The sequence below is a fragment of the Peribacillus asahii genome (assembly GCF_003570725.1).
Classification (GTDB): Bacteria; Bacillota; Bacilli; order Bacillales; family DSM-1321; genus Peribacillus; species Peribacillus asahii.
The window spans coordinates 1-9,539 of sequence record NZ_QWVS01000074.1; the positions used below are offsets into that span (position 1 = coordinate 1).

General features: G+C 38.7%; 9 protein-coding genes and 4 pseudogenes. 2 read left to right on the forward strand and 11 right to left on the reverse strand.

The genetic code is table 11. The features are described from left to right. Window positions 1–211 precede the first annotated feature (211 nt). Together D1953_RS20700 and D1953_RS20705 are read right to left on the reverse strand one after the other, a co-directional pair. Complete coding sequence (locus D1953_RS20700; protein ID WP_119119041.1) at window positions 212–703, reverse strand: GNAT family N-acetyltransferase; 492 nt, start codon at window positions 701–703, stop codon at window positions 212–214. 323 nt (window positions 704–1,026) lie between these two features. Beyond that, window positions 1,027–1,320 (reverse strand): annotated as a pseudogene (locus D1953_RS20705) (HNH endonuclease signature motif containing protein); the annotation flags it as partial. A gap of 17 nt (window positions 1,321–1,337) precedes the next feature. Between D1953_RS20705 and D1953_RS21870 the strand changes: the two are divergent. Beyond that, window positions 1,338–1,584, forward strand: a pseudogene (locus D1953_RS21870) (Rrf2 family transcriptional regulator); the annotation flags it as partial. 210 nt (window positions 1,585–1,794) lie between these two features. Next, window positions 1,795–2,028 carry a hypothetical protein gene (locus tag D1953_RS21040; protein ID WP_142920471.1) on the forward strand — a complete coding sequence of 78 codons (234 nt, stop codon included), beginning with the start codon at window positions 1,795–1,797 and terminating at the stop codon, window positions 2,026–2,028. A 951-nt stretch (window positions 2,029–2,979) separates the two neighbouring features. On the opposite strand, the pseudogene D1953_RS20715 reads toward D1953_RS21040, so the two are convergent. The 9 genes and pseudogenes from D1953_RS20715 to D1953_RS21875 form a co-directional block, all read right to left on the reverse strand. Further along, window positions 2,980–3,879, reverse strand: a pseudogene (locus D1953_RS20715) (aldo/keto reductase). Between the two features lie 173 nt (window positions 3,880–4,052). Beyond that, the gene (locus D1953_RS20720) at window positions 4,053–4,769 is read right to left on the reverse strand and encodes an SDR family oxidoreductase (protein WP_119119043.1); all 717 of its coding nucleotides are present in this window, start codon (window positions 4,767–4,769) and stop codon (window positions 4,053–4,055) included. 107 nt (window positions 4,770–4,876) lie between these two features. Further along, a pseudogene (locus D1953_RS20725) lies at window positions 4,877–4,966 on the reverse strand (protease); the annotation flags it as partial. Window positions 4,967–5,112: 146 nt separating this feature from the next. Then, window positions 5,113–5,412, reverse strand: a complete 300-nt coding sequence (locus tag D1953_RS20730; protein WP_119119044.1) for an iron-sulfur cluster assembly accessory protein — start codon at window positions 5,410–5,412, stop codon at window positions 5,113–5,115. A gap of 140 nt (window positions 5,413–5,552) precedes the next feature. Further along, complete coding sequence (locus D1953_RS20735; protein ID WP_119119045.1) at window positions 5,553–6,575, reverse strand: LLM class flavin-dependent oxidoreductase; 1,023 nt, start codon at window positions 6,573–6,575, stop codon at window positions 5,553–5,555. A gap of 43 nt (window positions 6,576–6,618) precedes the next feature. Beyond that, window positions 6,619–7,578, reverse strand: a complete 960-nt coding sequence (locus D1953_RS20740) for a TIGR03571 family LLM class oxidoreductase (RefSeq protein ID WP_119119046.1) — start codon at window positions 7,576–7,578, stop codon at window positions 6,619–6,621. An 11-nt stretch (window positions 7,579–7,589) separates the two neighbouring features. Beyond that, window positions 7,590–7,841, reverse strand: a complete 252-nt coding sequence (locus tag D1953_RS20745; protein ID WP_402923260.1) for an ArsR/SmtB family transcription factor — start codon at window positions 7,839–7,841, stop codon at window positions 7,590–7,592. A 329-nt stretch (window positions 7,842–8,170) separates the two neighbouring features. Beyond that, on the reverse strand, window positions 8,171–8,455 hold the full coding sequence (locus D1953_RS20750) for a putative quinol monooxygenase (RefSeq protein ID WP_098575183.1): 285 nt from the start codon (window positions 8,453–8,455) through the stop codon (window positions 8,171–8,173). Window positions 8,456–8,691: 236 nt separating this feature from the next. Continuing rightward, entirely contained in the window at window positions 8,692–8,856 is a 165-nt protein-coding gene (locus D1953_RS21875; RefSeq protein WP_245980296.1) for a hypothetical protein, read from the reverse strand. Window positions 8,857–9,539: the final 683 nt, after the last annotated feature.

The window sequence follows — 9,539 nt, forward strand, 5'->3', positions numbered from 1 at the left end:
CATTTCATTTGGGCCAGGAACATTTCGCACCAAGGAAAGCGCCCGATTCTGGAATAACGGCTAGCTTCTATTAGCTGGTTAATTGTAAAACAACGTAAAATCCCCTAAATTCCACACTACAATCTCATGGATCGATTGATTTAATGATGAAATTTGAAGATTTTTCCTCTTTTTTTATAGGTGGGGGGGCCCAGCCCTTTTCTTTTATTCATCATTCATATAAATCTAATTGATAATGGACAATGTCTAACCATTTTCCAAATTTATATCCGATATGTTTTAATCTACCGACCAAATGAAAACCAAACTGTTCATGCAATTTGATGCTTCCGACATTTTCCGAATCAATAACAGCAATTAACGTTCTCACTTTTCGTTTCTTCGCTTCTTCAATTAATTTTTGGAAAAGTTGTTTTCCAACCCCCTTTCCTTGATGTTTTGATGAGACATAAACAGAATGTTCCATGGAAAATTTATACCCTTCATTTGGATAAAATCTTTTAAATGTGGCAAAACCAATGACTTCTCCATTTTCTTCATAAATGTACATCGGGTTATTTTCCTTTACATTTTCCAAAAACCATCTTTGTTTTTCTTCCAACGTTTCTGGCTCTGTGCGATATAGCGCTGTCGTATTCAAAATAGCATCATTATAGATTTCTAATACACTTTCAATATCTTCCATCGTCATTGTACGAATCATTCTGTCCATCCTCCTTTAATCATTATTCGTAGTGTAATTCACCCATAGATAACTAAATATTTGCCTCTAATTTTTTGAGAATCGAAACATTTCCCTTTAAACATCATAAATATTTTTATCTATAACTATCTTATAAGTTTATCACCTACAAGATATAAAAAAGCTTTATAAACTACTTAACTGCTTTAAACCAATCTTCAATTTTTTCCTAAGCTAACGGATAGTTAATAGCAATAGTAAGACTTTGAGGTTATCTCCATCTTTTCCCCTGCTCCTCACTCAACGTGCGACTTTCACCGCATTGGGTGTTCCATCTTATTCTTTTAGACTAAAGCAATTAAATTACAAACTTTACGAAATTGGTTTAGCTTCTTCAATTGTTTTCCATCTAATTGAAGAATGTTCCTATATCGTTCAATCGTCTTTTCGCTAGTGGTATGGATCAGTCTATGTACATCTTCATGTACGATTACAAGATTGCTAAATTCATCTGTACCTCCCATATGTCGGGGTAACTTATGGTGACAATGCATCCTATCGGATGTCAAAAATTCCCCTGTTACTGCACATCTGCCTAATTGCATATAGTATCTTAAAATTCTATTATCTTCCATTTCTAAATTGTCCTTGCCGCAAGCTTGCCAAGAAAACGTCGGAATTTACACTCCTTGACGTATACAAGGCTGTTAATGTTGTATAAGAATGAGTTGCTTGGAATGCACGAAAATCCTAACCCCGACTGCCCGGTGGGAAGGCACATCCAAAACACAATTGAGCCAATATTTTCAGCTGCACAGTTAGCAATGGAGAAAGTATTGTGTAACGTGATGCTCGAGGATGTTGTTAAGGATATTGGTAAAAAATTAAATATCGACTGTTAATATAAAGGGCATTCATATAGAATGTCTTTTAATTTTTTCCGTCGTTTAATGAATTAAATAATAGAACTGGAGGGGTGACTAACCCCCGGCCTCTCACACATCATGAGCTCTAGCATTTTATCCTTTGCCTTATTGGTCAAAGTGTTCGGACAACGATATACTGTATTTTGAACCTTTATCCTCTGACCGCCTGCTTTACCGGCAGGCAAGATGGCCGAAAAAACTGTTGATGATAAGCAGCTTTGTTCATTTGATTACAATCCAACACTTGAATCACCCCTCACTGAGTTATGGGTGATTGGCTGGATAGGTGAAAAAAGTGCCTGTCGCTCCCCGAACCTTACAAGGAACTTACAGGCACTTATTCTACCGATTCGACATTTCTTTTTTACGTTATCTAATGGAATCAACAAGCTGCCTCATGGAGTTTATCTGAGAAGATAGTTCAATAAACCATTCCTCATCTCCTGATTTAAGTAATTGCTTTACCAACCAGCCCTGCATGTAGTCTATGTGATTAAACGTTTGGTTTGGCCAGACCGAAATGTAAAATAAAAAATTACAGTTTGACCAAAAAACGATTAGTACTTTTCAAAAAAACAAATACAAATTACATTTTGCCGGCTACTATACTGTAACTATAATATTTACAGTTAAGAAAGTCAATTGCAAATTTAATAAGACTAGGACAAAAAAACATGATTGCTTCATCTTGGTTGAACGGAAAAGGCTAGAAGTAGCTGAATAACATCTAAAAGACCTACTGCTGTGAAGGAAGTAGACCATTATTATTAAAAGGCTGGAGCAGGTAATTCGCCAATTTTCATGCGAAGTAAACTATAAGGTTTTTCTCGTAAATCACCCAAAGATGCTCATCCCTGTTATGAAACTATGTAAGTTAAGCTGATCATTCAGTCTCTTTTTTGCCTCTCATTTTCTTTAATCACCTATTTCCTGATAAAAAATCCACTCTAATTCCTTCGAATTCATATCCTTTAAATAGAGCAATTATCTCCATTACATTCCTTTCTCCCTCTTTTTTTAAGAGTTTGATCATATAATTATGTAAGTAGGGTGTAATGAGGCTGTTAAAACATTTTCTTCCCCACTCATTTTAACTATTTCAGGGTCATCGAATTCCAAGTGAACTCCAGCAGTAAAATCACCATTATTAAAGAGAGCTACATTCCAACCAAAGTCATAAAAGTAAGCTAATTCCACCATTCCGCTACTTTGTGAAGGGAGGGCTCATAGTTAAAAAGCAATTGGCTCCATGTGCTCACTTTCCGCGGGCGAGCCGGGAGCCTCCTCGACGCTGCATCTGGAGTAAATCTTCCAATACCTCTGTTGACATACACATTCAATCCCTTCTCTCTTGTCTATCCTCTAAAATTTCTATAAAATGTCCAAAGGCATTTTTCTAGTCGGTTGCGAAAATACTTCATCAAGTCTATTTAAATCCTCTTTTGTTAATTCAATAATAGCAGCTTCCGTATTTGCTAGTACATGTTCTTCTTGAACAGCTTTTGGAATAGCTAGACAATTGTTAGAACGGATTGTCCAAGCGAGAGCGATTTGTAAGGGTTGTACAGCGTATTTTTCTGCAATCTGTAAAATGGTTGGATCCGTTAACAGTTGTCTTCTTAAAAAACCTCCTTGAGCTAGCGGGCTATATGCCATAATAGGCATGTGATATTCTCGCTGCCATGGTAAGAGATTATACTCTATACCCCTTGAACCAAGATGATATAATACTTGATTAGTCATACAATTTTTTCCGTTAGTGGTGTTCCATAACTCTTTCATATCATCGTTATCAAAATTGGATACTCCCTACCTTACTATTTCCCCTTCCTTGCATAGCTTTTCCATTCCTTCAATGGTTTCTGCTAATGGCACATGTCCTCGCCAGTGTAAAAGGTACAAATCAAGATGATTGGTTCCCAGCCTTTTTAGATTGTTTTCACACGCTTTGGCAATCATATCTAATCCTGCATGATGAGGATACACCTTTGATACTAAAAAGACGTCATCTCTACGTCCTTTAATTGCTTCACCTACTAAGCGTTCAGAATCACCATCACCATACATTTCCGCCGTATCTATTAGTTTCATGCCTAATTCTATTCCGAGTTGTAAAGCTTTGATTTCCCTTGCTCTTATTTGAGGATTTTCTCCCATGTACCAAGTTCCTTGTCCTATTCTTGGCAGAGAAGTTCCATCAGGCAATGTAACTACACGACTTTCAAGGGAATTTTTTATTTTTGTTAATTTATTTTCGTCCTCTACACTCATTAAAATTCACTTCCTTTTGTATCTTTTTTGCACCTAATAACAAAAAAGGCGGCAATACTCTTTTGCAGTATTGCCACCAGTAAATTACTTAATTCTTACCTTATTTCTATTTTGGTCAGAACCACTGCTTGGCAGGGTGATAAGCTTCCGTTCAACATCCATTTAGTAGGCCATTATACTAAGTGGGCTCCACCATCAATAAGAACAGCCGTACCAGTAGTAAAACCATTTTTAGCAAGGTATACATAGGTTTCAGCTATGTCTTCCGGCTTTGCAATCCGTCCAACAGGGAGCTGCTGTGCAATGCCGTTGAACAGTGCTTGCCTCTGATCATCTGGCATTCCAGCATAGATTGGAGTGTCTACAATTCCAGGTGAAACCACGTTTACCCTAATAGGGGCTAGGTCTACAGAAAGTCCTCGAACCAATCCTTCAATGGCTGAATTGATTGCCGCTAACGTAGTAGCGCCTTGAGGAGGACGAACGCCATATACACCAGAGGTTAAGGTGATTGAACTCTCATTGTTTAAATACGGAAGTGCTGAACGGACGGTAATATATTGCCCCCAGAACTTACTATCAAACGCCTCTTTAGCACTTGCCACAGGCAATTCGCTAAAGTGCCCCATTGCGCCTTCTCCTGCTGTTACCACAAGGTGGTCAAATTGCCCAATCTTGCTGAAAAATTCTGCTACTTTTTCTTCGCTTCGAAAATCGATTTCATTTCCTTCTACATTGCCACCAAGAACTTGTTTTGCTTCATTTAATTTGGAAACAGAACGGCTGGCAATGATCACTTGAGCTGATTGATCGAGAAACGCTTTGGCAGTTGCTAAACCAATACCAGAAGTACCCCCTAAAACAACTACTCGTTTACCATTTAACGACATAGTAAAACTCCTTTCTTATTAAAACCTTTTTTGTATTGAAATTCATTGTGAAATATTAATTTCTAAAACGATGCTATTGAGTACTTACGCTATTATTCAGCTAATAAATGACCAGCATCTTTAAATGCTTGTGCTGGTTCTGTGAATTCTACATCTTCAAATAAGTCTGTTATTAGTGTAGCGATTTTTTTGCTCATTATGATAAGCCCCCTTATAATTATAAAAGCATCATTGATATTATTCTCATTCAACACAATAAATACAAGTAATCCACTTTGTTTAGTATATGTTACTGCTAGATATATGAGGGTATAAAAACATTTAGTATCGCTCTGTCATGTGTTTAATGATGGTGATGCCCTTTGGAAGAATTCGTGATGTCAAATCCTGCTTGCGGCACATAGAAATACTTGATCCAAACCCCATCTAAAAACGGTTCCCTTTTATCAAGTAAAACATCAATGCCTTTGTCTGTTTTCACAATTTCATCATGGTCCGTGGGAGTATCAAGTTTCACTTCATAATGGGCATGGTCCCCATGGTCCAATGTAACGTAGACACGAACCATTTTCCCTTCAGCCCCTTCACTTTCCAACATTTGTTTCAGCACTTTAGCAGCATTTCGGTTAATTTTGCAGTTCATATCATTGTCTCCTATTCTAACAACTTTTATCTTTTTAATTAAGGAATCCTGTAAATAACCTCATAACTTGATTTCACGGTTTCATCCATATTCAATGCCCTAGAAAAATCAAAAAGGTTTCCTTGCTGATGTCCTCCTTTTTACCTTTCGCTTTTTGTAATTTCTGCCAGAAGATCGTATGAATGCAGGCGAGCTTTGTGGTCGTAAACTTGGGCAATGGCCATGATTTCATCTGCCTGGCTCTCCTCCAAAAATGTATGCAACTTGTCCTTTACCGTCTGCTGGCTGCCAACAATCGATGAGCCTAATTGCTGCTCGAGAGCCTTTAATTGGTAGCTGCTGGCCACTTCGGATATGTCATCTACCGGTGGTTGAAGCGCTGTAAGGTTGCCACTCATCAGATTCAAAAATTGCTGCTGTATTGTTGTAAAAAGGCGCTTTGCCTCTTTATCCGTTTCTGCTGTAATGATATTCAATGCCACCATCGCATACGGCTTATCGAGAACATTCGAAGGCTTAAACGCATTGCGATAGATCTGTAGAGCACCCAGAGTGTTAAGTGGCGAGAAATGGGCGGCAAACGCGAATGGCAAACCCAGTTCTCCGGCCAGCTGCGCACTGAAGCCGCTTGAACCCAGCAGCCAGATTGGAATATTCAAACCTTCACCTGGAATCGCTTTTATAGGGTTCCCTTGTGCCAGGGATGGATCAAAGTAACCGCGGAGTTCCGCTAATTGCTCAGGAAAGTCATCTCCGGTACTTCCCAAGTCACGTCTCAATGCACGAGCGGTCCCCTGATCTGTACCGGGTGCCCGCCCCAGACCAAGGTCAATTCGCCCAGGATATAATGATTCAAGAGTGCCAAACTGCTCAGCGATGACGAGCGGTGCGTGATTCGGCAGCATGATTCCTCCTGAACCAATCCTGATTTTTGATGTACCGGCTGCCACATGGGACATCACCACAGAAGTGGCGGAACTGGCTATAAACGGCATATTATGATGTTCTGCGAGCCAAAAACGGTTGTAACCAAGTTTTTCAGCAAGCTGTGCGAGTTCCAATGTATGGCGGAAAGAGTCAGCAGGAGTACTTCCGGCTGTTATCGGTGAAAGATCAAGCACCGAGAATGGAATTTCGTTTAGTTTATTTGCATGTTTAGACATAAGTTCATCTTCTTCCCTTATCTAATTTTTTTAAAAACTAATCTCATACTGGAATTTCATGAGTCGGAAAGTAAGGCAACACAAACTCTCCAAGCTCCTGGATGACTTCCTCGGGAGGGCGCTTTGAAAAATACAATACAAATGCCAGGTGATTGACACCAATGGATTGAAATTGATATAGAATTTCCAATAACTGTTTGCGCCCTACACGAAATCCTAACGGAATCTGAACAGGAATCGAATCGGGATTTTCCGATAAATCGATAAATAAAGTCTGAGTGAAAGGTTTAAACACTCCTGGGGCGTAAATTTCCGACAACTCGCGATACTCGTTAATCAATTGAGTTTGTTGTGGGATAATCCTCGGGTACTGGATCCAGCCGTCCCCATTCTGGGCGATCCATTCAATCGATTGATTGCTGAATCCTGTCACCATGGTCGGAATCGAAGAAAAAGGTTTGGGGATCATTCTCATATCCGTTCCATCGATGATGCCTAAATCGCTGTTAATTGTCGGATTGTCCTCCTTTAACAGCCGTTCAAGGAATGCATAATTCTTTTTAAACAGCCCTCCACTTTCGAGCTTGGATATTCCCAAAGCTGTGAAATCTTTATCCCGGTCTCCTGAAGCCACTCCCATGATCAGGCGTTCGGGAAACAACCGGTCAATAGATGATGCTTCCTTTGCCACTCGGACAGGATGGCGCAGCGGGAGGACCACACTCGCCGTCCCAAGTGCAATATCCTTGGTATGGGCCGCAAGATAGGTCAAATAAATCCATACATCATACATTTGACCATTATCATCAATATTCAAATTCTGAATCGTAACGTCCCGAAGCCACAATGCCGCGAAACCATGGTCTTCAATTTTGCGGGCAAGCGACAGCTGATTTTCCATAATCGGATATTTGGACATCCTTGCCGTCGGAATCGCGAAACCAAGCGTCATTTTATCCTGTTGGTACAACCTGTTAAATGCTCGATGCTGTAATAAACTCACTTCAATTCTCCTTAAATTTTTGTACCAATGTATTTTTCGAACTTTTTAATCGTCTCCTCATTACGGCGATAATACGTCCATTGTCCGATTCGCTTCATTTCAACCAGTCCGCTTTGCAGCAGAATCGATAAATACTGTGAAGTAGTGGATTGCGAAATCCCGGCCTTGCTTCGGATATCCCCTACGCAAACCCCGCCTTCAAATCCTTCATCAGCAATAATATGGGCTTGCGGTGAAAAATGACTGTCGGGATCTTTTAACATTTGAAGAATGCTCACCCTAGTCTGGTTCGACAATGCCTTAAAAATTTCAACGGCTTGTTCATCATTTAAGCGTTCCAATTCCTGCTTCAATGTCATTTGCCTCTTTCTATATCGATTATCACTATCCCAATGGAAGCTGGATAGATGATCTGAAAGCATCACGCCAAATCGGTAATTCGCGATATTAATATATTAACCATCTGGTCCGTCCAAATCAAAAGATTTGTTTCGAAGGAGATACGGCGAAAAGCTCCCATCTAAAAAAAGACCACTAAAAACCTGCATATAACAGGTTTTTCCGACGGTTCCGCCACTCCATCTTTGTGAACTTATTCCATTATTTTTAGCTTATACACTTCTCTAGTTGATACAAGGTCTGCAATATTGTTCCTGTATTCCTGATAATGAGCCGACTGAATATGGTGTTCCAGCGCTTCCTCATCCTTCCACACTTCATATAAAACAAAAGTTTGGTCTTCAGATTGGTGCAAGTCATACTTTATACAACCCGCCTCTTCCCTTGATGCCGCTTGTACCTTTTTGAGTTCTGATAATAGTTGCCCCTGCAGGCCTTCTTTTGGTTTTAATACAGCAGTAATTACAATATGCTCCATTTTCATCCCCCTTAATAATGAGTAGTTTGTCTTTCTTTTGAAAGTTGGTGGCAGTGGAGTTAATGTCCCTCCCAACATCGTGTAAAAAATATACCCTTTTTAATCTCTTATCCGCTTCAGTTATGTAAGCTTTTAATTGTTACTCTTAACTTTTTTAGTTAGGCTTAAATTAGTAAAGGACTTGATACACATTGATAAAACCTCATAAGCAGCGACCCTATCTGTGCTTTAATAAATTATAAACATAAGGACATACCAGGGGCTTCAAAACCTAATTTCTTATAAAAATCTTGTTTTTCTTTTCCACTAAATAATTGAACCCACTTAATATCTTCTTCCTCATATTTTTTAGTAATGATGTCATTACTTTTTTCCGATGCCTTGTTTTTGGTATTCGGCATCGACCATCACAAATTAAAGTTTGATAATCCCATCTGAATCCTGCCAAAGCCTATTAAATTTTTATTATAATAAATAGAAATGGAATACCAGCTGTTACAAATTGCGGTATATAGCTGGTTATATGAATACAAGCTTTTAGCATTCCATTCTGTTGTTTAATGTAATCTTATAAAGTCTTCCTTGACTGGATTCAATTCACTAAATTCAACTTCCATATAGTTCTCCCCTCTTGGACTATATCTCTGTGTTCCTCATTACAATGTATCCAATTATCTTTCCACCCTATAAACTTGATACCAATTCGTTTCCTAAAAACTATACTCTACTTATCAAAATATAAAAAAATATTTTTATACACTTGACACTTGCATTTTTAAATATCACCCTAAAAAATGCAAGTGTCAAGTGCTATTATTTAGATTATTGAATAATTTAGCTCGTAACTTGGGTAGCAATAGCTTTATTTCTGGATTAAATTCATATCTCAAAATGGTAACCCCCTTTCATTAGGAATGTGTGGATTCTCCCCCATCAACATGAAGAACTTGACCAGAACATAAGCACTCCTATAGTTTAAGTAGAAACCTTCACAATAACTAATCCTAAAATGTGTTGTTCTAGAATCAGGTACAATAAAAAAGGCGCCTTCTTATTATAGTGATAGGTAAGCTTTTGAAGTTAT